Raw genomic sequence first — 23294 nt, 5'->3', positions numbered from 1 at the left:
TTTTTTAAGAATAAAGTACTAGGTATTTGATGTGATAATTTCAATGATCGCCGCAATGGCAAACAACCGTGTAATTGGTCTTGATAATAAAATGCCGTGGCATTTACCCGCCGATCTACAGCATTTTAAAAAGGTAACAACAGGCAAACCTGTCGTTATGGGGCGTAAAACATTTGAATCGATAGGTCGTCCTTTACCTGGGCGTCGCAACATAATTATTACCCGTAATAGCCAGTATAGCGCTCAAGGTATTGAGACGGTCACCACCCCAGAGGCTGCGCTAGAGCTGGTAAAAGCCGAAGAAGAGGTGATGATAATTGGCGGTGGTAATATTTATCAGCAGTTTTTACCAAGTGCCGATCGTTTATATTTAACCTTTATAGATTTAGAGGTTGAAGGGGATACGCAGTTTCCAGATTACCAAGCGGTAGCAACGTGGGAAAACGTCGACGAACAGGCAAATAAACCCGATGAAAAGAATCAATATAGTTATAAATTCGTAACTTTATATAAAAAAGATTAACATTATTGCGAAACTTACAGCAGGTTGGTACAATATTAGACAATCAACATAGGTAAAAAGTACCATAAAGGGTGTTTCATGTTTAAATTGTCAAAGCTAATTGTTATTACAGCCGTTGCTGCTGGTTCGTTAATGTATACCGTGCCTGCTAAAGCCAATGATCAATTAGCAGTATCTATTTGTGAATATATCACAGCTGATGATAAAAACCGTTTACGTAGTAAACTAAAAAGCTCACGTGTAAAAATTCGCAATATTTACGATGCTATTCAATGTAATGGTAATAATTTACTTCGCCATGCTGTAGTTAGTAACGCTGTTGACTCGGGCGAGTACATAGTTAAAAACTTATCAAAAAGCGCACTGTCTGATGGCGCTGATATAGCATGGGCCGAAGGCAATGGCCACGGTGGCTCACCGTTAATTGCTGTAATTAAAGACCGTGCTGGCCTTTAATTAACACAATAAAATAAAAACCGCGCGGGTCGCGGTTTTTTTGTGCCTGGCGTTAGCTAATACGCAGCGCTTTAGTAATGGTGATAGCTGTATTAAGCCTATTTTAATTTGAACCTTAAGTGATGAAACTCTCACCTTGTAATTAACCTGCGTTTCTTATCTTTAATAGCATATAAATTTAAGTCGGTTGGTTTAATAAAGGCGCTGTATTCGCTAAGCCTTTACTCGTATATTTGCCGCAAATATACGTGTTTTCCCTGAGTTACATAAAATTGTCATAAATAGTTAATAGTCTACGCGCTTAAACAATAGGGGTTGTTATTTATGCGCGTATCATCTTTTACTCGGCTGTTAGCCATACTGTTAACATTGGCAAGTATTTTATTAGCCATCACACTATTTTGGGCAAGCCAAACTTTACTTAAGCTTGAGCAACAAGACAGCGCATACAGTAAATTAAAAAACACTATTTTAGTGGATTTAGCCGGTGACTTAGGCAGTTATCTAGAACAAGGTGATAGCCAATACTTAAATCAATCATCAGCCCTAATTGAGCAAGTAAAAACACAGCAACTCACAGTACTCCCCTCGGTACTTGCCGAGCAATTAAATGAGCAGCTCAGCACGTTAGATACCGATATTAAAGGTAAGTACAGAGCGCTGGGTAAATTGTCGGGCAACGAAACGGCGTTACTTGATAATGCAATTCGCCAAATGGCCGGCTCAGCCTCGTCACTGATTGGTTATGCAAAAAAATCCCCTAATCAAAATAGCGATGCGCAAGCTTATTACACACTGGGCGCTGATTACTATAACGAGGTGACCAACCTTGCCTTATTTACTTATCAACTAATCGTAAGTTACGACAGCAATACTGAACAAAGTTTGCAGCAAAGTATTGCTAATTTAAATGCGTTAGCAGGCAAAATAGAGCAACTCCCTAATTTAGGTGTTATGAGCGAGGTTGACGAAGATGCTTTATTTTTTGACGAAGAAGCTGAAGATTTGGCCGATGAAATAAAATCTGAAATTACCAGCTGGCCTAACCGCTACCCCCGCGATTTAGCCAGTACTTTAGCGCAAGCTCAGCAACGTGAAGCGGGCACCAATGAATTGCGTGAGCAAATTAGCTTGCTCTCTAAAACCGTTATTAATGCAGAGCAGCAACTAAAACACGCACAAGGGGCGCTTAAAGAAAACGTATTTTGGGTATTTTGCTTTGCTATTGGCGCTTTGGTGATGCTAGCCGCAGGGGTTTATATTGTGCAGCGTAACCAAGTGCTCAACCCATTAAGACAACTCAGAGACGGGTTTGCCTTTTTAATTGAAAGTAACGAGCTTAAAAACATTGAAAGTAAGAACCCAAAAACAGAGGTTGGCGAAATAGCCAGTTACTTTAATTTATTAATTGAACGACAGCGCAAAGAGGCGCAAGAGCGTGCCCAAATGCTAAAAGTGGTAAATGATTTTATGCAGCAAATGAGTGAGCATTTGCAAACTATTAGTCAAAAAGCGTCTACAAGTCATGGGCAAGTGGAGCAAAACCAACATTTGCTTGCTGATATTCAACAAATTGGCGAGCAGGTAAATAATATTAATGCCCAAGTGGCTGATAACGCCCAACACACTTTTAGTGCAATGGAGCAAAGTTTAGGCTTTGCACAAAGCATGCTAAGTGCCAGTTCAGACACGCAAACACGGGTTGAGCAAAGTATGCAAAACCTACAAGAGCTGCTTGCGGGGGTTGAAGGCGTTGGGCAAATTATTGAAGTGATCCGCAATATTGCCGATCAAACAAACCTACTAGCGTTAAATGCAGCAATTGAGTCAGCACGTGCTGGCGAGCATGGCCGAGGCTTTGCTGTTGTAGCTGATGAAGTACGCCAGCTTGCCCGTCAAACTCAAGGCTCATTGAGCGATATTAATGAGCAGCTCACACTACTGAGCGAAAAGTCGGGCACAGTATCTACACAAATTGCGGCCTTAGCAGATGGCGCGCAGTCGCAAACACAAAATGCGCAAGAGCTAAAAGTAAACTCAGAGGGCGTGGCCGATAACGCTCAGCAAGCCAACAAAGTGGCATTTGAGGCCATGGAGCTGGCTAAACAGCAAAGTAATTTGCTAGATAACTTTAGCCAGTCAATGCAAAGTATGAAAGGCCAAGTAAGCGAATCAAGCTTACTTGTTGACGATATTCATAGCCAGTTACAACAGCAAATGCAAACCATAAAAGTAAACCTTGGCTTGTAAATACCTGCTAACACAAAGGTAATTAGCGTTATACTGTAGGCTCATTAATCAAATGCTTTAAGGATTTATCATGATTGAACAAGGTCAAACGTTACCCGCAGTTACATTAACGCAGCTAACTGACGAAGGCATGCAAACTCATACTAACGCTGAGCTTTTTAATGGTAAAAAGGTTGTGCTTTTTGCTGTACCGGGTGCATTTACGCCTACCTGTTCAAATGCGCATTTACCTGAATTTATAACCCTTAGTGATAAAATTAAAGCAAAAGGTATTGCGGCAATTTACTGTGTATCGGTTAACGATGCTTTTGTAATGAAAGCGTGGGGAGAATCTCAAAATGCCCAACAAATCGATATGTTAGCAGATGGCGATGGCAGTTTTACTAAAGCGTTAGGGCTTGATAAAGACACCGGCAGTTTTGGTGGAACACGCTCTACGCGCTATGCAATGATAGTCGACGATAATGTAGTAACAGGACTGTTTGTTGAAAAAGACAAAGAGTTTTCAGTAAGCCGTGCTGAGTCTGTGTTAGAAAAACTATAATCGCTTTATTAAAGCCCTAAGTGCATGCACTTAGGGCCTTTTTAATTATGGCTGGTATTGGCCACTTAATGTTAAACCCGAAAAGGTTCTGTAAGCGTTAACGCTTAAATGCCACGTACCCGCTTGCGGATTGCTAAACGTACATGTTTCTGCGTTGCCGTTTTTATAAGGACGACAATCGTAGCTAGATGCGGTAGGTTGGCTGCCAAACTTAACAAATAAGTCAGCATCACCTGTACCACCTGAGGTGGTGACTGTAAATGTGCTCATTCCTGCTGGCACATCTAAAGTGTAGTGCTTCCAGTTACCTGTTGTAGCCGTTACATCGCTCACCGTGCCGCCACCGGCTTCTGGTGTAGTTGAACCGCCACCTGTAGAACCACCTGTAATATTACCCACTAAACTAACGCCAGAATAAGCCGAGTAGCCACGAAGCATTACATGGTATGTACCAGCGGTTGGGTTATCAATAGAACACTCTTCGCTATTACCGCCTTTGTACGGACGACAATCGTAGCTTGAGGTAGTTGGTTGGCTGCCTGCGCGTACGTATAAATCTGCATCGCCGCTACCGCCACTCATTGTGAATGTAACATTCGTTGCACCACTTGGCACAGTCATCGTGTAATACGCTTGTGAACTTGCAGCGCCGCTTAAGCCTGTTTTAGCTTCGCCATCTGTCAGTTCGCTATCGCCACCGGTAGGAGGTGTTGTACCGCCACTTGCTGCGGCTACAGCGGCTGCTGCATCAACAATACCTGTACCACAACTTGTACACGTTGCTGGGAATGAGCGGGTGGTCGATTTTAAAATGCTTTCTATTTCATCTGGGGTAGCATTTGGTTTAGCTTGCTTTATCAGGGCTGCAACACCAGCAACATGAGGCGCCGCCATTGATGTACCTTGAGAGAACGCATAGTTATCGCTTGAAGGTGTAGACGAGCCTGAGTTATAAGTTGATAAAACGCCTTCAGAGTCGTTTGCAAAGCTTTGTGCGCCGCCCGGCGCTGCAACATCAATATTGCTACCGTAGTTTGAATAATATGCTCGTCCGCCGTTACGTCCAACAGAGGCAACATTGACAACGCCACTACAGTTACCTGGATTATAGTTTGCTGAGTTATCGTTATCATTACCGGCAGCAATAACCACGACTGCACCGTTGCTGCGTGCTGTGTTAATTGCGTTTTGTGTGGTAGAGCTACACGAGCCGCTGCCACCTAAGCTCATGTTAATTACATCAGCAGGGTTTGAGTTGGCAGGAATGCCCGATACACTTCCGCCAGATGCCCAGATAATGCCATCAGCAATGTCTGACGTTAAACCACCACACTTACCAAGTACACGTACAGGCACAACTTTAGCGCCATAAGCCACACCGGCAACACCTTCACCGTTATTAGTAACAGCCGCAACCGTACCTGCTACGTGCGTACCGTGCCAGCTTGAGCCTTGTGCGCCGTTATTTCCACATTCGCCAGCAGCTACAGCATCGCCCGGATCGCGTGCGTCACTGTCGCGACCGCCGCCATCGTTTGCTACCGATAGGTTAGAGATCATATCGTAACCCGGTAAAATGTTAGCATTTAAATCAACATGTGGGCGGTAGCCAGTATCAAGTACCGCAACCACTACGCCACTGCCTGTTGCAGTATCCCATGCGGTTGGTAAGTTTAGGCCGCCAGCTTGCTCGTAGTAGTGCCATTGGTCGCCGTAACGAGGGTCGTTAGGCGTTGCAAATGGTTTTAACATTTGATCCACTTCAATGTATTCAACATTGCCAGAATCAACCATTTCTTGCATAAATTCTTGTGCTTCTGCAGCGCTTAGTTTTTTATCTGCGCGCATAACGTGGTGGTTATTAAGGGCCATTGCACGGATGTACTTCGCTTTTACTTTACCTTTTTTAGAAGCGAAATTTTTTACAAAGCGTTGAGCACGCTTTTTCATATTTGCAGGGCTTGCGTCAGCAGACGAAATGCTTAGCATATCGTTCGCGCTATTTTTGTACTTAATAATAAACTGAGTTTCAAAACCCGATTGGCTTTGTAGTTTGGCTGTTGTCTCTGCCATAGAGGTAGACACATCTTGAGCAACACTTGCAGATGCTGCAAATACCGTACTAATAGTGAGCGCGATAGCGCAACGCTTAAATGATTTACTTGTTGTCATAATTATCCCTAGTTGTTATTAGTTAGTTCGTAATATTAAATTACGAAACAGAAACAAAGGTAAATGATCTGTTAATTTCTTTAAAATAATAATTGCTTATGTACCTATTTCTTTTAGTTATAACCTAGGTGTACGGTGCCTTTGTCGTTGTTTAGTATTTATCATATAAAACAAAAATAAGCATAAAGGATTGTTATTTTTAAGCTGTTTAGAAAAGCCATAACTAGCCTTGGTTACATTTGTTGCTATAAATTTAATAATAAATTCTATTCAGAGTGTTTAAACAAACTTTGCTATAATCGGGCAAATTTTTGAGTAGGGCGAAGTAATGAATCAAGTAGATGTAATTGTGATTGGCGCAGGTGCAGCCGGATTAATGAGTGCAGCACAAGCAGGCTATCGCGGGCGTAGTGTTACAGTGCTTGATATGGGCAAAAAGCCTGGTCGAAAAATTTTAATAAGTGGTGGTGGGCGTTGTAATTTTACCAATGAAAATGCCAGTCCAGAAAACTACTTATGCAGTAACCCTCACTTTGTTAAATCGTGCTTAAGCCGCTATACCCAACACGATTTTATTGAGCTGGTGGGCCGCCACGGTTTGGCATACCATCATAAAACCTTAGGCCAATTGTTTTGCGATAACAGCGCGCAAGATATAGTCGATATACTACTTACCGAATGCGAGTGGGCTGGTGTTAATATTAAATTGCGCAGCGAAGTGTTAAATGTGGCTAAAACCGACATTGGCTACCGTGTTACCACTGAGCAAGAAACACTGACTTGTGAATCGCTAGTTATCGCATCGGGCGGTTTAACAATGCCCAAGCTTGGCGCCACTCCTATAGGCTATAAAATTGCAGAGCAGTTTGGCTTAAACGTACTACCTACCATGGCGGCGCTTGTGCCATTTACTTTGCATCAACACGATAAAGAACGCTTTGAAGGGCTTTCAGGAATTAGTATACCGTGCGAAGTGTCTAGCGAAGACGGCACCGTATTTAAAGAGAATATTTTGTTTACTCACCGAGGTTTATCGGGGCCTGCCATATTGCAAATAAGCTCATTTTGGCGAGCGGGGCAGGCAGTAAGCATAAACCTGCTCCCTGATCTCGATTTAAAACAGCAACTGGCTGATTGGCGAGAAACACAAGCCCAAAAATCATTAAAAAACAGCCTTGCGACTATTTTACCCAAACGCTTTATCGACATACTGCACGACAGCAAAGCAATTCCAGATTGTAATATTAATCAGCTTACCCATGCTCAAATAGATGAGTTAGCAAGCTATATTCACGCATGGCAAATAAAACCTAATGGCACAGAGGGCTATCGTACCGCCGAGGTAACTTTGGGCGGCGTTGATACCGATGAGCTGAGCTCTAAAACCTTTGAAGCTAAAAAAGCCAAAGGCTTATATTTTATAGGCGAAGTAACCGATGTAACGGGCTGGCTTGGGGGCTACAACTTCCAGTATGCGTGGAGCTGTGGGTTTGCATGTGGGCAATATACATAAGTATTTCAGCGTATTGTGATAGATGAGATAAAAATATTACACTCTTAATTAAGGTGATTTTAAAGAGTGTAATATTGGTGCGTATATTTTTGCTGTTAAGTATTGTCGCTACAAGTTTTAATGCATTAGCATCAGAAAACTACAGCGATCATGAAGCGTTTTGCTTGCAACAGCCCAAAACGCACTGTTTAACTTATATTGAAACGCGCCTTAATGAAGTCAAAGATAACCCTGCACAGTGGTACAAAATAACAACCTACCAATTTGATTACTACTACGACTACCAACAGTTCGAAAACTTGCTCAACGCTATTACTCCTTTTTTAGAGCAAGATAAGCTGCCCGATGTATTTAAGCTACAAATGTATTTTTATTACGCGAAAGCACTTAACTATATTGGCAAAAAAGCAGAAGCTAAAACGTATGCCGCTAAAGCGTTTACCCAGTTAGACGGGATATATAGTGCTTTTGGTGACCCTTTAAGATTAGTGGAGTTGGCTAACCTACACTATGTGTTTGGTAGTAAAAAAGCAGCGATGCGATTACTAAGAGATGCCGAGCAGCGCTTTGCAAAAAATAACGATCCTATTTTTCATTTAGAGCTGCACATTAACAAAGCGCATATTTACTTAAAGTGGCAGCAATACGAGCACGCAGTAAAAAGTAATTTAATGGCCTATAACGCCATAAAAAACACCAACCACGCTGCTAAAATAGTGATTGCTAGCGGTAACTTAGCGTACAGTTATCAGCAAAATAAAGAGTATTTAGAAGCTATAAATTATTATAAAACCGCATTCAAATTTACTGAGCCCTCAAGCATTTACCATGCTATTTATAGCTTACGTTTAGCGCAGGTATATTTACAAATAGGTAAAAAGGTACAAGCGAAAGAATGGCTTAGTCGCATTGATAGAAACGCCACCGAGTTTGGTAAAGGCCATGCTGCATTGTATAGCAAGCTGCAGCACGCCCTTAGCAATAATTAATTTGCAATCGCTGCTTTATATGGGGTGTTAACGCCTGCGTAACGCGGGCCAAATATTTCTAAACCTTTAGGGCCTGTAAATTCCTTTGGCGCAGGTAAAATTACAACGGCTACTTTCATGCCTACCTCGTAATTAGGGTTAGTAATGGGTGTGCCTGTTTGGCTGTTAATACAGCATATTAAATCAGGAATGGTTACGTGTACTTCGTCATTTAAAAACGCGGCCATGTTTTCGTTTTTAACCGTTATTTTGTAACTGTTATTTACAAACTCGCTTAACCCTTTAATTGTTACTTCGCCTAAGGTAAAGCCTTCTACGGTGTTAAATTCAAATGTGCTTACCTCGCCTTCAAAGGCAACAAAGCCGCCGCCGTGCTTGGCAATTATGTGTGCGGTGTTAGCGTGCTGCTCGTTGGCTTCACGCATTGCTTTACCGAGTTTAAGGGCTTTACTAATGGTGCCATGAATAACCGCGTTTTTCATTTGCTCAATAGGTAAAATATGATCAATGGCTGCAATGTCGTTACGGCTAATTTTAGCCAGTGCTCGCACGACTGTTTCGGCGCGTAAGTCATCCATTACATTTTCGCAAATAAAGCACTCACCAAATTCATTCGCGGTAATAATGGGCGCTGCGGGTAAGTTATTTAAATAATAGGTTGAATGGGTGATCTCCGGTACTGCGCGCCCAGCGGGGTCGGCATCAATAATGTAGCCGTCAAACATTGCAGCTAAGTAAAACGATACCGCGGTGTTTGAGCCACCAAGCTCACAACAAATAGTGCCATAAATAGCATCGTTACCTGTGTATTCAAGGGTGCGCTGGTAAGCGGCTAAAATAGCGTGCTTAGTGCTGCGGGGCAAGTTTTCATAAGCGCGTTCTTCTTGTTCACTTAAAGCAGAAATAGCGCCTAACATGTAAGGCGTACAAACAAGCTCACCCGCGGGGACTTCATCGGCACTAATTAGTTTAAAGCTTTTACCCTGTGCGAGTGCTTCGTCAATATAGGCAATGCCTTCACTTAACTCACCGCCGCCGCCAGTGCCTAAAATGGCGCAGCCGTATAAAATATCAATAAGTTGGTCACGATTAAGAATTTGCATGTGTGTATCGCTATTGGTTAACTCATACCCATCCCCAAAATAGATCACTTAATTAAGCGGATTGGTATAAAAACAGCAGGTATTAAAAAAATACCTGCTGTAAAGGTGAAAAAATTAAAATTGGTAACTGAGCTCTATACCGTAACTACGAGGCTTATTAGGTTGGCGCACTAAGTCTGTAACCCCATCTGCCAGTAGAAAAATATCTTCAATAGCGCGCTCATCCGTCAGGTTGTCTACGTAAACTTGAACGCTCCACTGCTCTGATTTGAGCCCTACACCGGCATTTAGGTAGGTATAACGCGACGACTCAACATCAGGAATATCAATACTGAATGTTTTAGGGCCTTCAATTAATAGCTCAGCGCGCGAGAACAGTGACCATTCTCCGTTGAGTGCTAAGTTATGATTTGCCGACAGCCCGTAGTTATACTCAGGCACCCAAAATTGTGGCCTGCCAGCCAGTTCTGGGCGCAGTGCAAAGCGTTTAATTTCTGAATCAACAATACCTGCACTGAGGTTAATACTTAAATTGCTGGTGGCAGCAAAGGCGGCTTCAAGCTCTAAGCCTTTGGTTTGTACTTCGTCAATAGAGAGGTTTTCAAGGGTGAAGGTATCTATATTAAATTGGGTAAATTGCGCATCGTCTTGCTCAATAATAAACGCGGCGCCATTAAGGGTAACTTTGTTATTAAACAAAGCGGTTTTAAAGCCTATTTCGTAGCTGTCAGAAATTTCTTTATCAAAGGTGCGGCTAATACCGTCGGCCGGCTCGTTAAAGCCCCCACTTCTAAAACCACGCGAGTAGCCGGTGTAAAGCAGTAGGTCGTCATTCATTTGGTACGCTAAGGTAACTTTAGGCTGTAATTGGCTAAACGATTTTTTAGCGTAAGTGGCGTCTTTATTGGTTGGGTCGAACGACTCGCGAGTATCGTGATCGTAACGCATCGCACCGGTGAGCTCTAACTGCTCGTTTATATCGTAGTTAAACTGCCCAGCAAGTGCCCATGCATCGCTGCTGTTATTATCGATAATTGAAAGGTAGGGCTCGTCGTTGGCAAAATCTGCACGCGTTAAAATTTCGGCATCGGTAAAATCATCGTAAAATAATACCGCAGTATCGCGGTCGCGCTGTTGATAAAACGCCGACACTGACCATCTAAACTCTTGATCCGACTGGGATATAAACCGCGACTCTACCGTTAACGATTCAATATCGTATAACCCTTCAGTACCAAATGGGGCTCTAAAAAAGCCATCTTCGTCAATAAAGGTGGCATCGGCAGAGTAGTCGCCATCGTAAAAGTGCTCGTTTTCTGAATTGCTGTACGCGGTTACAAACTCAAATTTACCTAAATCGTAATGTTGGGTTAGCTTGGCGCTTAGCTCATATACATCACGCTCATCTTGGTTAATAATATTTTGTGAGGTATTAATTGAAAAGTCTTCAATGGTGTCATCGCTCACCCCTTGGTAGTAAGCAAACCCAGCTTCGCTTGAGGTGTATTTACCTTTAAGATTTATTGAGGTGTCTTCGCTTAGCTCAAACTCTAACTGTGAAAAAACCGATTGCTCTTTTAACGGGTCGGCGTAATCGCCTGTGTAGGTATTTTTAATCAGTCCGTCGGTATCTTTAATGTAACCACCGGCTCTAAAATAAGCGGTGTTTTCATCGTTAAGCGAACCCGATACAACCGCATTCAAATTATACGTGTTGCCATTACCTATTGAGCCTTTAATTTTACCTTCAAAGTCTTCAATGGGTTTTTTAGTTGTCACAATAACCGCACCACCAATGGCGCCGCGGCCATACAGTGCGCCTTGTGCACCACGCATAACTTCAATACGTTCAATATCAACTAGATCTTGGTTTATAAACTCTAAATCGGGGGCGGTAACACCATCAACTACAAACGCTAATGGCGGATCGCCCACCTGCGGTGTAATTAAGCCACGAATAGTAATACGGGCAAGGCCGGGCCTAAAATTATCGAGCTGCGATAAGTTGGGAGTTAAATTAGCAACATCACGAAAGTTAGTAATACGTGATTTTTCGATTGTCTCGGCGCTAAATGCGGTAACAGAGTCGGGCACGTTTTGTATCGACTCAACACGCCCGCGCGATATCACCGAAATTTTCTCTATAGTGTCAGTTACTGTTTGTTGTTGTTCTTGCGCATGCACATAGTTTATGCACGACAGGGTAGCTGCCGATGCTAATAGTGTTTTACGAAAGCGTATTTTGTTGTATCTGCTCATGTTCTATGTCCTAATGTGACTATCATGGTGATGTTACTTAGTGATAAACATTGTCGCTTTTTCAGACAAAATAATATTTTGTAAACCCTTAATACAGCACACACAAATTACTGAAAATAACGCTTAAGCGCGTAATTTTATGTATTTGTTGACCTTAAATTTACAAAATTAATTATTATTAAATGTGAAACCGGTTATGAAAAAAACGATAAAAATAGACAGGTATAATCAAAAAATACTGGCAATTCTGCACCTAACTGCCGATTTAACAAACGTTGAATTGGCCGAGCAAGTTAACTTGTCGCCCAGTGCATGTTTTCAGCGAGTAAAAGCATTAAAAGAGGCGGGATATTTTAGAACCTTTCATGCTGATATAAATTTAGAGCAAATTTGTGAGCACGTGTTTGCCTATATGGAATTTACACTAGAGGACAATAACCTAGCAGCACGGCGTAAGTTTTTAGCTGACATACACAACATTCCAGAAATAATGGATTGCATGCAATTAAGTGGCGATATTGATTATATTTCTTTTTGTTGCTTTGCCGATATTCAAGCGCTTAATGCAATGTGCGACAGGCTAACCGGCAGCTCACAGTATGCAATTAAAAAGCTGACTACACGCATAGTGCTTGAGCGCGCTAAGTTCTTTTTAGGCTACCCGCTGGAAAAACTTAAATGGCGAGACGAAATGAAAGTAGACGACGAAGAGTAGCCCCCTAATTTAGATTAATAAAAAGGCGCTTTATGCGCCTTTTTATTGTTTAAAGTTATTGCTGAATAACCGGTTTGGGCGCAATGGCTTTTGCAAACAGGGTATAAATAACGGCCGTTAATATAATGGCGTCAATCACGGTAATACCGCTCATTGATACGTTAAATAAAGTGCCATTACACACCGCATATGCCGCGCCTACAAACCATGCGCTAAATGCGGGAAGTGAAAAGTTAGCGTTATTTGCCAAAGCCGCTGCGTTATAAGCATGGGGTTTAATAAACAGTGCATCAACAATAATTACGCCCGCTACCGGTACAAAAATATCAGACAAAAACGCTAAAAAGCTTATAAACATATCTAAAATATTTATAAAGGCTGCGCCAATTCCCACCAAACCTAATAACACAATAACCCACTTTTTATGCCAATGCGGGAAGGTAGCCTCCACGCTAAGTGCGGTACTGTAAAGGTTTAACGAATTTAAAATCCAGCTGCCTGCTATCACAATAAAAAACGCTGAAAACCCTAAATTAAGCGCAAGCATTAAGCTTAATATTTCGGTTTCTTGCATGGCGGCTGCGGCAAACACAGCCACAAAAATAACCAAAAGTTCAATAATCATATACGCAATAAACGAGGTGTACACGCCGCCACGTTTTTGCTTAGAAAAACGGGTAATGTCGGGCAATATTATTGCGCCAATAATAACGCCGCCAACAATGGCAGCTACACCATCTTCAAGAGAAAGCGCTGCTGATTTTTCTAAATTAATAAAATCAACCAGTGGCATACTATCGAGTGCGCCAAAAAGCATCATAGCGGTGACCGCAGCCAAAATAGGGATCATGATAGAGGCCAGCACATTAATGGCTTTAAACCCATACAGCGTGGTTATGAGCATGGCGCAACCTGCGACTATATCGATGGGCCATTCGGGCATAATAATATTAAATTCTGCACTGAGTAAGCGCACCACGGCATTAGAAAACAAATCAATATTTACGCCAAACCAGCCAATTAATGATAAAGCAAAGGCAATATTAACAATGCCCGCGCCAGCATTACCAAACGCTATTTTTACCAATAAATAAGAGCTTAATCGGCTTTTTACACCTATGGTGCCCATAGCCCCACCAATAAGGGTTAATATAAGTGAGCCAATAGCTAACGCCCACAGTGTATTACTCACACTTGAACTTTGATGTATTTCTAGGCCGGTGATAAAAGTGGGCAGCGAAAAGCTGAGCATAGCGGCTATGGCTGCAATGCGCGGCCAGGCAACAAGTTCGTTGCTATTAATAGTGTGGGGGTCGTTCCCGTTTGGCATTGCCTGTTTCTCTTTTTTATTATCTTTTATATTACTATACGCCGCTGGCGTGCAAAATTTTTTATTATTAGGTGTTTATTCAAAATATGAGGTTTAAAAAGTAGGGCGCGCACAAAATTATATTTTGTGGTGATTATTTTTAGGGTATTAAAGGCGTAACTATTTAGGCAAAAAAAACCGCCAAAAGGCGGTTTAAAGGTCTACACAACACAATTAAATGTTTTACCTTATTGGGTTATTTTAATAACGCCAACACATCAAAGCAGGCACCCATAGTATGGTAATCCGTTTTACCAATTGGGCTTTTCATGGTATCTATTTTTTTGTTATCTACGGTTAAAATTCTAAACCACGCCCCGTATTGATGATCAACTAAGTGCTGCCACGAGTACTGCCAAATTTTGTCATACCACTGCTGGTATTTTTCATCCCCTGTGGTTTCATAAAGGTAAGCCGCACAGCACAGTGTTTCGGCTTGCACCCAAAAGTACTTGTCGTCATCACATATGCTTTTATCTGGCGCAAATCCGTAACAAATACCGCCGTGTTGTTTATCCCACGCAACGTCTATTGAATTATCAAATAACGCTTGAGCGCGCTCTACAAGCCAAGTTTGTGGCTTATGCTTATTTAAAAACATTAGTAGCTTTGACCACTCAGTTTGGTGACCTGGCTGAAAACCCCACGGGCGAAACAAATTTTTAGGGTCGTCTTTGTTGTACTCTAAATCAACCTGCCAATTTATATCGTAGTGCTCCCAAATAAGCCCACCCATTAAATTAGCTTGGCGATTCACCATGTTATCAGCCAGTGTGAGCGCACGATTTAAAAATAGCTCATCTTGAGTTGCTTCATAAGCGGCAATAAGAGCTTCGCACGTATGCATATTGGCGTTTTGCCCGCGATACGGATCGCACTTAGTAAAGTCACTGTTGTGCTGATCTTTATATAAACCCGCTTTTGCATCCCAAAAATGCGTTTCCATTGTTTGAAATGTATCGTTTAGGTATTCGCGTGCCTCTGTAACACCTACACGGTATGCCCAACTGTAGGCTAAAATCACGAACGCAAAGCCATAGCAGTGGTTGGTATCATCAAGTACAGTGGCGTTACCTTGCTCAACACTCAATAACCAATTGTAACCGCCTGTTTGCTCAACAAAGTGGTGCTTACGAATAAACTCAATACCCGATTTAACGCGGTTTAGGTACTTTTCGTCATTAAAGGTTTGGTACGCACGTGCATAGTTAAATACAAACCGAGTAGAGCTTACTAAGTGGCGAGTTTGCTTATCAAATACCTCACCATTATCCGAAAAGTTTTGGTAAAAACCGCCGTGTTCGTCGTCTATTTTTGGCTCATAAAACGCCAGCGTATCGGCAATATGTTGTGTTAAAAATTCGCGGCTTTTAAAGTTATCAGGTGTGTGGCTCATAGTGCGCTCCTAAAATCGTTAAGCGATTTTTCGTTAGGAAGAGACGTAAATGCCCCTTTGTAAGATGCTGCATGAGCACCACATAACGAAGCAAATTCAAAAATAGTTGTTAGTGTTTCGGGGTTATTGCAAAGCTTACTAAAAGAGCTAGGTGTGAGGTTTTGTAAGCCTAGTTGATACAGCAATCCACCTACAAACGCATCTCCTGCGGCGGTGGCATCAACCATAGTAACCTTTTTAGGGTGAAGCGTTTGCTTGGCATTTTTGGTATACCAATGCATGGGGTTGCCTGCATCGGTAACCACAAATAACTCACAGCCATTATTGAGAGTGTCGGCTATAAATTCTTCACCCGTTTGCTCACCCGCTAAGTATTCAAGCTCTTCTTTAGAGGCTTTAATAATAGAGCAGTGTTTTAACAGGGGTAAAATGTGTTCACGCGGGTTAGCATTACTAGGCCATAAGTTGAGGCGTAAGTTAATATCAAAACTGACAATTGAGTTATTTTGCTTGGCAAATTCAACCCCATACGCGGTGGTTTTACGTATGCGCTCGTCGGTTAAGGTATTTGAGCAAATATGAAAGATATCGCATTGCTCAAACCATTCACTGCTAAAGTCACTATTAGTAAAGTGCAGATCGGCGGTGTTATCACGGTAAAACTCAAACGTACGGTCGCCGTCCTTATCAAGTGATACAAACGCAAGGGCGGTTTTTGCTTGGTCGGTAAAGCGCATAAAGTCGGTTTTTACGCCTTGCTCTTTTAAGGCGTTATGTAAAAAATCACCAAAGCTGTCGGTGCTTAGCATGCCAGCAAAGTAGGCGTTACCACCTAGCTTTGCAATGGCTACGCTTACGTTTGCAGGCGCACCGCCTGCAAACTTAGTAAACGCTTCGTGCTCGCTGTTGTTTTGGCTTAATTTATCAGAGAGTAAATCAACCAATACTTCACCAAAACATATTGTGTGTTTCATAATGCTGCCTTAGTTATTAATCAAGTAGCCAATGCAGCGCAATAGCGGCTGTCCATGAGAAATCTTTACCACCACAGCCAGCGCCTGTTTCTGGGTTAAAATATTCGTAGTAACCCGATTTAAGCACTAAATCGCGCGTGTCGTCCTGAATTTTATCAGCCGTGGTCACAAACCCTGCTTCTTTAAGGCCGATGGCTATCATCCAGTTAATGTGTAACCAAATAGGGCCGCGCCAGTAACGCTGTGGCTCGTATTTTTCTTCTTTAGGGTGGGTAGATGCCACACTAAATTGACTCGACTCAATAAAATCTTCTGTCGCGGTATTAATAATACGTGTTTGCTCGTCAGTTGTTAAACCAGCATAAACGGTTAGTAGTGCCGCCGACGTTTTAACTTTAGCTAGGCTGTTGGTTAACACATTTTTACAGTAAAAGTATTCGCTTTGCTCACACCATAACGTGTTAATTGCTGTTTGAGTTAGTTCTAGACGCTGTGCTAAATAATCGGTACGTGCATCGTTTAAACCGAGTTGCTCACCCATTTTGAGTAAATCTTTTGTCGCACGGTGCAAAATAGCAATAATACCTAGGTCGTTCATTTTGTACGGGCAGGTTTCGTAAATTACTTTGCTATCAAAATTGTTACGTTTAAAAAAGTCTACTAGGTATAAGAAACGGTCGTACTCGCTTTTATGCGGGCGCTGCGACGAATCAACATGGCTGGTGTCGCGGCGGGTGTATTCCCAATCAACACCAGGTACAGCTTCAAGGGCATCATCCCACGATGGGCTGTTATCCATACCCGATTCCCACGGGTGATAAGTGACCACTAAGCCTGTGTTTTCAGGATCGCGGTCGTTGTACCACCATAAATGGTAATCAACAACTTGAGAAAATAATGCTTTAACTTTTTGCTCTGCAAGGGCTTTATCTTGTGCGCTGGCAAGCATTTCTTTCATTACTGTTGCCACAACCGGTGGCTGCGAAATAGACGTACTTTTAATTTTTTTATCAGAGCCCCACACATCTGGACCAGGGAAGTAGGTAGTTGAATCTTTATGAAATAAGATATGTGGCACCATGCCGTCATCCCACTGGCCTGAAAATAACACATCAATTTCTTGCCACGCACGGCTCTCGTCAGACTTCATCCACCCTAGGGCTGTAATCGCTGAATCCCAGTTCCACTGAAACGGGTAAAGGCCATGCGTAGGGACGGTATAGCCACCTAAATCGTTTGCTATAAGTGTTTTAGTAGCAAGTTCTGTAAGCGATGCCGCTGTGGCTGCATCAAGTTTACCGTTGATTGTAGTAGTCATATTGGGTGCTCTTTGTGTGTTATTTTCAATTTGGATAATATTAAAGCACTCATTATGGGTTGTAAATGTTTTTTTTCTGTGCTTAAATCCTGTTCGAAGTAACAAAAAACTAACATGTATACTTGATTATTTCGCACTTACTTAGCCACACTCTAAGTAATTACACACAGACAACTAGCACAATTGGAGAATACCCGTGAATAAAACTACGATCGCCTCTATTGTATCTTTATGCCTCACACAAGGCGCGTTTGCCGCAGAAGAGACTGCGCCAGATACAGCAAAAAAAGAAAATAACGTTGAACGTATTATCGTCTCTGGTACCAGCAAAGGACGCGTTATTTCAGATACCCCACAGTCAGTAACCTCTATTAGCGAAGATGAATTAATAAAGCTTTCATCAAGCAGCCAAGCTGATGTATTACGTTATATCCCAGGTATTAAAGTAGAAGGGGGCGGTGGTGAGGTTGGAACAAACCTACAAGTAAGAGGCTTACCTTCATCGGGTCAGTTTCAGTTTACGCCACTGTCGTACGACGGTTCACCTAGTTTGAGTGTTTTTGGCTTAAACTCATCGGCGTTTGATGTGTACTACCGAAACGACTTAGGTATTGAGCGTGTAGAGTTTGTGCGTGGCGGTGTGTCTAACTTATTTGGCCAAGGTTCTGTAGCGGGTATTATTAACTATATTTCTAAAACAGGCAGCGATGATCCGCAAAGTACTGTGCAAATGGAGCTTTCTGATCAGGGCCGTACCCGTTTAGATTTTGCCACAAGCGGGCCGCTTAACGAAGATGGCCTTTATTATGCGTTGTCGGGCTTTTACCGTTACGATGAAGGCCCGTTAGATACAGGGCTTGAAACGAAAGGCACTCAGCTGCGCGGTAATATTCGTAAAGAATTTGATGACGGCTCTGGCTCATTTACGGTGTATGGCCAATACATTGACGACCAAGCGCAGTTTTACCTGCCTATTCCGCTTGATGGCGATAGCCGCGAACGCTTAACTGGTAACGATGGACGCGAAGTGGAGTCATTACAAACTGCTAATGTGTCTAACCTGTCTTACGATACTGCCAATGGTCGTTATGAATCGCCAATTAGTGATGGTGTGGTAACTAAAGGTGGCTCTATCTCGGTCGTATTTGAAAAAGAGCTCGCCAACGATTTTGCTATTAACATGCGCAGTAAATACGCAAAGTACCAACACGAATTTAATTTATTTTTAGATGGCGACGGTATTATTAATGTACCTGAGAGCCAAGAAGAGTTTTTAGCTAACCGTGGCTTAGGTGATGTAAGCGATGCAGCGTTTACTTACACTGCATCGGGGCAGGCACTGGCAAGTGATGACTTATTATTTGCTAATCGTATTTTAGATAGAGACCGCCCAGCAGAGGATTTCTCTGCCGAATTTAATATTGTTAAAAGTATTTTTTTTGGCGATTTTAGCCACGATATTACCGTAGGTACGTTTTTCTCTCACAGTGAACCCGATGACGATAACGTTATTACGACCTACTTGGGGGAATTTAACAATAACCCAGAACTGGTTGATTTAACGTACACCAATGCCGATGGTGATGTTGTTCAGTACACACAAAATGGTATTAGTGGCCCAGGTATTTCTTACACCAACCAAACAATTAGCGCTACCCGTCGTGCGCTTTATGTAGCGGACCAAATGGAAAGCGATGATTGGATTATCGACTTTGGTGTACGTTATGAAGAAATTGACGGCAAAATTAGCCGTGAAGGCAGCCAAGTTGTACAAATTTCTGATGATCCATCACTTGCGCCTAATTTACAGGTAAACACCACAGGCAGTGGTGTAATGACCTACGGCGAAGTAGACACCTCTGAATTTGCCGTATCGGGTGCAGCGTTATACCGCTTAACCGATAACTTAAACGTATATGCGAATGCATCTCGCGGGTTTTTCTTCCCAGAAATTAGAGGAATTCAGTTTAACGATTTAGGTGAGCCTGCCAGCTACGAAGCTGAAATTGTTGAACAAGGCGAGCTTGGTATTAAGTTTTTTGATAACGACTTTAGCGGTAGCATTGCGTTATTTAGAACCGACCTAAAAGACAGACGCAGCGTAGACTTTGTTAACGATGGCAACGGTGGGGTATTAGAGCTGCCTGTTATGCAATCAACCAAAGCAACGGGTGTGGAGCTTACTGGTCGTTACGATATTACCGAAGAGTGGGCGGTTGATGCCAACATGACCTACACTGACCACGAATTTACTGAGTTTGACTCAGACCCTTCTATTATTGGTAACGAGTTACGTCGTAAACCAAAAGTATTATTTAACTCTTCTATAAGCTACACCGCAGATAATTGGGATGCTGCTTTGTATCATAACTTTACAGGTAAAAACTTTGCTAACGATGCAAACTCTGTAGAGCTTGATTCATTCCACTTGTTTAGATTTGATGCGGGTTATAACTGGCAAATCGCCCCAGAGCAAACCGTACGTTTAAGCGTAGGGGTATTTAATTTGTTTGACTCTGATGGTGTTACCGAAGGCTCGCCGCGTTTAGGTAATAGCCAAACGTCAGACAATCCTTACTTTGTAGGCCGTCCAATTCTCCCACGACGCGTTACATTTAGAGTCAAATACGACTTTTAAATAAATGCTTTACGCCTATTAACCTGTTTTGGGGTTAATAGGCTTTTTGCATTGTGATGCATTTTTCAGCTAAGTTAGCGATAGGCTTGTTTTTAGGGACTGTTTTAGAAGTAAGCATGTAGCTGTTTAGTTTTTTATTTTTGAGAAGGCGCTGTGTTTTCTTAATGTGAATACGCGAAATAATTATGAATATATTAGATTTTTCAATAGTTGCTCTTTACCTTGGTGCCTTATTGGTAATGGGGTTTATGCTACGCGAACAAACCAATAAAAGTGATTACTTTTTAGGAGGCAAAAGCTTAGGGTGGAAACCTTTAGCTTTGTCGGTAATGGCCACTCAGCTTTCGGCTATTAGCTTTATTTCGGCTCCTGCATTTGTTGGTTTGCGTGAAGGCGGTGGTATGCAATGGCTCTCGTATGAGTTAGGTGTGCCGCTTGCGATGATTTTAATTTTAGCGACTATTTTACCTAAGCTTTATAAAAGCGGCATTGTAAGTATTTATGATTACTTAGAAATGCGTTTTGGTCGTTCTACCCGTGTGCTTATTAGTGTGGTGTTTCAGTTTAGCCGCGCATTTGCCACCGGTATTATGATTTATGCGGTATCGCTTATTCTCCAAGGCACCATGGGCATAGAAGCATGGCAAGCCATTGTGCTTACCGGCGTGATCACGGTGTTATATTCACTGCAAGGCGGTATGAAAGCCGTGGTGTATGGTGATGCAATTCAAATGATCATCATTGTACTAGGTACTATTGCTTGTATTGGCTTTGGACTTTATCACTTAGGTGGGGTTGATACCTTTATTGCTAATGTTGATTCGAGCCGATTAGAAGCCATAAAATTTGATTCGTTTGGATTTAGTGGCGATGGTTTTGGCTTTTTACCTATGATTTTTGGTGGTGTGGTGCTTTACGCCTCTTACTATGGGTGTGACCAAACACAAGCGCAACGTGCACTTAGTGCAAAAGATCCTAAAAACTTACGCTACATGATTTTAGCCAACGGCGTTGTGCGTTTTCCTATTACTATTTTATATTGTGTGTCGGGCTTAATTGTAGGCACACTGGCTATGAGCAACCCCGAGTTTTTAGCCAAAATTCCAGCCGATAACCCAGATTGGATGATGCCAATCTTTATTTTAGATTACTTACCACATGGCTTAATTGGTTTATTAGTGGTGGCTATTTTATCTGCGGCTATGTCATCACTTAGCTCTGCTATTAACTCGCTTTCGGCGGTAAGTATTGAAGACTACAGCCGTATTTCAAATAAAGAGCTAGACCAACCAACCTACTTAAAATTGGCTAAATACTTAGGGCTTATTTGGGGGGCGATTACGCTAATTTTATCGCTTTATGCCGGTGATATAGCACCTACTATTATTGAAGCCATTAACAAAGTAGGCTCGTTATTTTATGGCCCAATACTGGCGGTATTTTTAATTGCCGTAGTTAGTAAGCGCAGTGCTGCGCTGCATGCAAACATAGGCTTAATTAGTGGTGTGTTAATTAACTTGTTGGTGTCGGTATTTGCGCCAGACGTATTTTGGTTTTGGTGGAACTTTATTGGCTTTGTGGCTACAGCGGTGATTACCCTTACGACAAGCATTGCGATTCCACGCGAAGTAAACGAGGTTGCTAAAGCGCAAAACGCTGAGACTATCTCAAACTCAATTTTAACCGGTAAAGATATCGTTATGCTGCTTAGCATGTTTGTTGTGATGGTATTAATTTGCCTTGCTATTCCATCAATTTTTTCGTGAGCGTTAACCCATGGATTCTAAAAAGTCATTTTTAATCGATTTATTTACCACGGCGGTAAATGCCTGTAAACCGAGTGCGTGTATGAGCAAGTACTTGGAAAATATAGATGCCAGTAATGGCTTATGCGTGGTGGGAGCCGGTAAGGCCGCCGCCGAAATGGCTGCAGAGGTTAACCGTTTTTATGGTGATAAATGCTTTGGTGCGGTAGTGACACGTTACGGTTACGAAAGTGCCGGCGATACTGGGCGCATTAAAGTGCTTAGTGCTAATCACCCAACGCCAGATGATAACAGCTTAGCAGCAGGTAAAGAGTTATTGGCGCTTGTAAAAAATAACCCGGCCGATATTCCTATTTTGTTTATTATATCAGGCGGCGGCTCGTCGCTTATGTGTTTGCCGGTAGATGATGTACCGTTTGAGCAAAAGCAGGCGCTTAATCAGTTTTTACTTAAAAGTGGTGCAAGCGTTGATGAAATTAACATTGTGCGCAAACAGCTCTCGCTTGTTAAAGGCGGTAAGTTAGCACAAGCGGCTAAGTCGGATTATGTCACGCTGATTATTTCGGATGTAGTAGGGGATAAGCCAAGTGATATTGCATCAGGCCCCACAATTAGCGATAACAGCACTAAAGCTGATGCGCTGGCTATTTTACAAAAGTACAACTGGCCGGTTATTAACGAAATTGAAGCGTATTTATTAAAGCCTGAGCAACCACGCGAGGCTGAGACTCAAGGCAAACACTTTATTGTGGCTAATGCCCAGCACGCGATTGACAGTGCTATTGATGTAGCACGGCACCAAGGCTGGGATACGCAAGTACTGGGGTACGACATTCAAGGTGAGGCAAAAGAGGTTGCCCGCGCACATGCTAAAATTGCCCTTGAGCAAAAAGCGCAAGGTAAGCGCGTTATGTTGTTCTCTGGCGGTGAGCTTACAGTAACGGTAGCCGATGTTTATGGCGATGGTGGCCCTAATCAAGAGTACTTAATGGCATTGGCTGAGGCGCTTAACGGTGAGGCGGGTATTTATGCCATAGCCTGTGATACCGATGGTGTAGATGGCAGTAAAGACGTTGCCGGTGCGTATATAAATAGCAGCACGATTACGCGCGCACTTGATGCTGGCGAAAACTTACACGCTCAGTTAGAAGGCCATAATAGCCATCAGTTTTTTAAAGCCATTGATGATTTAATTATTACTGGGCCAACCAATACTAACGTTAACGATTTTAGAGTGATAGTGATTGAGTAGGCGCGCTCGCCTACTTGTTCTTTAAAGTGGTTTAACGTAACCTTGTGCTCCAATTTT

17 protein-coding genes are annotated in these 23294 nt (G+C 42.3%); 10 read left to right on the top strand and 7 right to left on the bottom strand.

The window, feature by feature from the left end; translation table 11 throughout:
• Positions 1-31: 31 nt before the first annotated feature.
• The 4 genes from folA (at position 32) to CWC04_RS06525 (ending at position 3773) form a co-directional block, all read left to right on the top strand.
• A complete protein-coding gene (folA, locus tag CWC04_RS06540; protein ID WP_004587924.1) occupies positions 32-523 on the top strand; it encodes a type 3 dihydrofolate reductase in 492 nt (163 codons plus the stop codon).
• Positions 524-601: 78 nt separating this feature from the next.
• Entirely contained in the window at positions 602-979 is a 378-nt protein-coding gene (locus CWC04_RS06535; protein WP_126008266.1) for a DUF3718 domain-containing protein, read from the top strand.
• A 324-nt stretch (positions 980-1303) separates the two neighbouring features.
• Positions 1304-3229: a methyl-accepting chemotaxis protein gene (locus CWC04_RS06530; RefSeq protein WP_138684936.1), complete on the top strand. Its 1926-nt coding sequence runs from the start codon at positions 1304-1306 to the stop codon at positions 3227-3229.
• Between the two features lie 70 nt (positions 3230-3299).
• Positions 3300-3773, top strand: a complete 474-nt coding sequence (locus tag CWC04_RS06525; RefSeq protein WP_055252698.1) for a peroxiredoxin — start codon at positions 3300-3302, stop codon at positions 3771-3773.
• A 45-nt stretch (positions 3774-3818) separates the two neighbouring features.
• Here CWC04_RS06525 and CWC04_RS06520 read toward each other — a convergent pair whose 3' ends face one another.
• Positions 3819-5945 carry a S8 family peptidase gene (locus CWC04_RS06520; RefSeq protein WP_096042327.1) on the bottom strand — a complete coding sequence of 709 codons (2127 nt, stop codon included), beginning with the start codon at positions 5943-5945 and terminating at the stop codon, positions 3819-3821.
• 328 nt (positions 5946-6273) lie between these two features.
• Here CWC04_RS06520 and CWC04_RS06515 point away from each other — a divergent pair, with 328 nt between their 5' ends.
• Both CWC04_RS06515 and CWC04_RS06510 read left to right on the top strand, forming a co-directional pair.
• The gene (locus tag CWC04_RS06515; RefSeq protein WP_138684935.1) at positions 6274-7458 is read left to right on the top strand and encodes a BaiN/RdsA family NAD(P)/FAD-dependent oxidoreductase; all 1185 of its coding nucleotides are present in this window, start codon (positions 6274-6276) and stop codon (positions 7456-7458) included.
• A gap of 77 nt (positions 7459-7535) precedes the next feature.
• On the top strand, positions 7536-8447 hold the full coding sequence (locus tag CWC04_RS06510; protein ID WP_249326061.1) for a tetratricopeptide repeat protein: 912 nt from the start codon (positions 7536-7538) through the stop codon (positions 8445-8447).
• Here CWC04_RS06510 and CWC04_RS06505 read toward each other — a convergent pair.
• Both CWC04_RS06505 and CWC04_RS06500 read right to left on the bottom strand, forming a co-directional pair.
• A complete protein-coding gene (locus CWC04_RS06505; protein ID WP_138684933.1) occupies positions 8444-9550 on the bottom strand; it encodes an S-methyl thiohydantoin desulfurase family protein in 1107 nt (368 codons plus the stop codon). The two genes, CWC04_RS06510 and CWC04_RS06505, sit on opposite strands and share 4 nt — an antisense overlap.
• A gap of 114 nt (positions 9551-9664) precedes the next feature.
• On the bottom strand, positions 9665-11809 hold the full coding sequence (locus tag CWC04_RS06500; RefSeq protein ID WP_138684932.1) for a TonB-dependent receptor: 2145 nt from the start codon (positions 11807-11809) through the stop codon (positions 9665-9667).
• Between the two features lie 196 nt (positions 11810-12005).
• Between CWC04_RS06500 and CWC04_RS06495 the strand changes: the two genes are divergently transcribed.
• A complete protein-coding gene (locus CWC04_RS06495; RefSeq protein WP_024031376.1) occupies positions 12006-12524 on the top strand; it encodes an Lrp/AsnC family transcriptional regulator in 519 nt (172 codons plus the stop codon).
• 55 nt (positions 12525-12579) lie between these two features.
• On the opposite strand, the gene CWC04_RS06490 is transcribed toward CWC04_RS06495, so the two are convergent.
• The 4 genes from CWC04_RS06490 to CWC04_RS06475 all read right to left on the bottom strand — a co-directional run bounded on the left by CWC04_RS06490 (position 12580) and on the right by CWC04_RS06475 (position 17581).
• Complete coding sequence (locus CWC04_RS06490) at positions 12580-13854, bottom strand: purine-cytosine permease family protein (RefSeq protein WP_138684931.1); 1275 nt, start codon at positions 13852-13854, stop codon at positions 12580-12582.
• Between the two features lie 235 nt (positions 13855-14089).
• A complete protein-coding gene (locus CWC04_RS06485) occupies positions 14090-15289 on the bottom strand; it encodes an AGE family epimerase/isomerase (RefSeq protein WP_126008251.1) in 1200 nt (399 codons plus the stop codon).
• Entirely contained in the window at positions 15286-16263 is a 978-nt protein-coding gene (locus CWC04_RS06480; protein ID WP_054982288.1) for a carbohydrate kinase family protein, read from the bottom strand. The genes CWC04_RS06485 and CWC04_RS06480 overlap by 4 nt, the downstream gene beginning before the upstream one ends.
• 16 nt (positions 16264-16279) lie before the next feature.
• Complete coding sequence (locus tag CWC04_RS06475) at positions 16280-17581, bottom strand: MGH1-like glycoside hydrolase domain-containing protein (protein ID WP_138684930.1); 1302 nt, start codon at positions 17579-17581, stop codon at positions 16280-16282.
• A 196-nt stretch (positions 17582-17777) separates the two neighbouring features.
• Between CWC04_RS06475 and CWC04_RS06470 the strand changes: the two genes are divergently transcribed.
• From CWC04_RS06470 to CWC04_RS06460, 3 genes are all read left to right on the top strand, one after another.
• Positions 17778-20219, top strand: coding sequence for a TonB-dependent receptor (locus tag CWC04_RS06470; protein ID WP_138684929.1), 2442 nt, complete (start codon positions 17778-17780; stop codon positions 20217-20219).
• A gap of 185 nt (positions 20220-20404) precedes the next feature.
• Entirely contained in the window at positions 20405-21985 is a 1581-nt protein-coding gene (locus CWC04_RS06465) for a sodium:solute symporter family protein (RefSeq protein WP_054982291.1), read from the top strand.
• 10 nt (positions 21986-21995) lie between these two features.
• On the top strand, positions 21996-23237 hold the full coding sequence (locus tag CWC04_RS06460; protein ID WP_138684928.1) for a glycerate kinase type-2 family protein: 1242 nt from the start codon (positions 21996-21998) through the stop codon (positions 23235-23237).
• The last annotated feature ends 57 nt before the right edge of the window (positions 23238-23294 follow it).

The sequence above is a fragment of the Pseudoalteromonas sp. S2893 genome, from assembly GCF_005887105.1.
Lineage (GTDB): Bacteria > Pseudomonadota > Gammaproteobacteria > Enterobacterales > Alteromonadaceae > Pseudoalteromonas > Pseudoalteromonas atlantica.
The sequence above is the reverse complement of the archived record's forward strand: the minus strand, read 5'-3'. Positions and strand labels throughout refer to the sequence as shown.

Excerpts from the sequence above, each read along its gene's own strand:
- CWC04_RS06535 (WP_126008266.1), top strand. The coding sequence starts at position 602 with ATGTTTAAATTGTCAAAGCTAATTGTTATTACAGCCGTTGCTGCTGGT.
- CWC04_RS06530 (WP_138684936.1), top strand. The coding sequence starts at position 1,304 with ATGCGCGTATCATCTTTTACTCGGCTGTTAGCCATACTGTTAACATTG.
- CWC04_RS06525 (WP_055252698.1), top strand. The coding sequence starts at position 3,300 with ATGATTGAACAAGGTCAAACGTTACCCGCAGTTACATTAACGCAGCTA.
- CWC04_RS06520 (WP_096042327.1), bottom strand. The coding sequence starts at position 5,945 with ATGACAACAAGTAAATCATTTAAGCGTTGCGCTATCGCGCTCACTATT.
- CWC04_RS06515 (WP_138684935.1), top strand. The coding sequence starts at position 6,274 with ATGAATCAAGTAGATGTAATTGTGATTGGCGCAGGTGCAGCCGGATTA.
- CWC04_RS06505 (WP_138684933.1), bottom strand. The coding sequence starts at position 9,550 with ATGCAAATTCTTAATCGTGACCAACTTATTGATATTTTATACGGCTGC.
- CWC04_RS06500 (WP_138684932.1), bottom strand. The coding sequence starts at position 11,809 with ATGAGCAGATACAACAAAATACGCTTTCGTAAAACACTATTAGCATCG.
- CWC04_RS06495 (WP_024031376.1), top strand. The coding sequence starts at position 12,006 with ATGAAAAAAACGATAAAAATAGACAGGTATAATCAAAAAATACTGGCA.
- CWC04_RS06490 (WP_138684931.1), bottom strand. The coding sequence starts at position 13,854 with ATGCCAAACGGGAACGACCCCCACACTATTAATAGCAACGAACTTGTT.
- CWC04_RS06485 (WP_126008251.1), bottom strand. The coding sequence starts at position 15,289 with ATGAGCCACACACCTGATAACTTTAAAAGCCGCGAATTTTTAACACAA.
- CWC04_RS06480 (WP_054982288.1), bottom strand. The coding sequence starts at position 16,263 with ATGAAACACACAATATGTTTTGGTGAAGTATTGGTTGATTTACTCTCT.
- CWC04_RS06475 (WP_138684930.1), bottom strand. The coding sequence starts at position 17,581 with ATGACTACTACAATCAACGGTAAACTTGATGCAGCCACAGCGGCATCG.
- CWC04_RS06465 (WP_054982291.1), top strand. The coding sequence starts at position 20,405 with ATGAATATATTAGATTTTTCAATAGTTGCTCTTTACCTTGGTGCCTTA.
- CWC04_RS06460 (WP_138684928.1), top strand. The coding sequence starts at position 21,996 with ATGGATTCTAAAAAGTCATTTTTAATCGATTTATTTACCACGGCGGTA.